General features: G+C 65.6%; 1 protein-coding gene. It reads right to left on the bottom strand.

Annotated elements, in window-relative coordinates; all coding sequences use genetic code 11:
* Positions 1-1,508: non-ribosomal peptide synthetase (locus tag AOQ71_RS15315; RefSeq protein ID WP_157083512.1), on the bottom strand; the 1,508-nt coding region annotated here is incomplete at both ends.

The raw sequence follows: 1,508 nt of genomic DNA, 5'->3' as shown, positions 1-1,508 counted from the left end.
GGCGCGATGCGCATACGCCTCATCGTCCGGCGCAGCCAGCGCGTTCCGATCGACCTTGCCGTTCACCGTCAGCGGCAGCCTCGCCAGCCGCACGAACGCAGACGGCACCATGTAGTCCGGCAGCCGCGCACTCAAGTGTGCGCGCAAACCGCCGGCAAGATCAGATTCCTCAGCTTCGGGGGCGACGACATACGCAACGAGCCGCTGCTCGCCGCGGCCATCCTCGCGCGCCACCACCACCGCATCACCCACCGCCGGATGCTCGAGGAGCCGCGCCGCGATCTCGCCCGGCTCGATCCGGAAGCCGCGGATCTTCACCTGCTCGTCGTTGCGCCCCAAAAACTCCAGATTGCCGTCCGCCAGGTAGCGTGCCAGGTCGCCGGTCCGGTACAGCCGGTCGCCGTCCACAAAGGGGCTGGCGATGAACCGCTCCGCCGTCAGCTCAGGGCGGTTCAGGTAGCCCCGCGCCACCCCCGCACCGCCAATGCAGAGCTCGCCCACCGCCCCGAACGGCACCGGCTCCCCATGACCATCCAGCAGATACACACGCGTGTTCGCAATCGGACGGCCAATCGTTTCAACGACAACGTCCCCCCTTCGTATGCAAATCCAGGTCGAGTAGGTCGTTGTCTCGGAAGGACCGTACAGATTACAGATCTTCTCGACGCCACTGCTCTCAAATGCCTTCGCGATGAGATCCGCCTTCAGCCGCTCGCCGGCCAAATTGATGACGCTTGTCGAAGCCGGCACTGCTTTCTGATCGAGCAGAGCGGCGATCGCCGAAGGGACGGTGTTGATTAAGGAGACATCCGACTGCGTTTGCGCATTCTCGACAAGGTGCAGCCTGGTTCCTTGCGAGAGTGGAACGAAGCACTCGTAGATCGACAGATCAAAGCTGATCGAGGTGGCAAACAGCGTCCGGCTGATTTCTGATTCCGCAAACACGCCGCTGCTCCAATGCAGCAGGTTGACAGTGCTCCGATGCTCGACCATGACGCCCTTGGGCGTACCGGTGGATCCCGAGGTGTAGATCACGTAGGCGAGATGGCGGGAGGTGAGGCCGAGCGCGCGCGGGTCCGGATCCGATTCCGGCAGGCTGGCCCAGGCCGGTGCCGCCGCATCGAGCTCCACCACGCTCGCATCGAGGCCCACATCGCCCAAGGCGGCGCGGCCGGCCGCATCGGTCAGCAGCAGCCGCGGCGCCGCATCCTCCAACACCTGGCGCAGCCGCGCCGACGGATAGGCCGGGTCCAGCGGCACATACGCCCCGCCGGCCTTCAGGATCGCCAAAAGCCCCACCACCATCAGCGGACTGCGCGCAACGCAGATTGCCACCGGCTGATCCGGCTTGACCCCGAGGGCGATCAGATGATGCGCCAGCTGGTTGGCGTGCGCATTGAGCGCGCCATAGCTTACGCGCTGGTCCTGATAGACCAGCGCCACCGCCTCCGGCGCCTTGCGCACCTGCGCCTCGAACAGCTCCTGGATGCACTGCTCCGCAGGATACG

It is taken from the genome of Bradyrhizobium manausense (genome assembly GCF_001440035.1).
In the GTDB taxonomy this organism is placed as follows: Bacteria; Pseudomonadota; Alphaproteobacteria; order Rhizobiales; family Xanthobacteraceae; genus Bradyrhizobium; species Bradyrhizobium manausense.
This window is presented reverse-complemented; position numbering and strand designations above follow the sequence as displayed.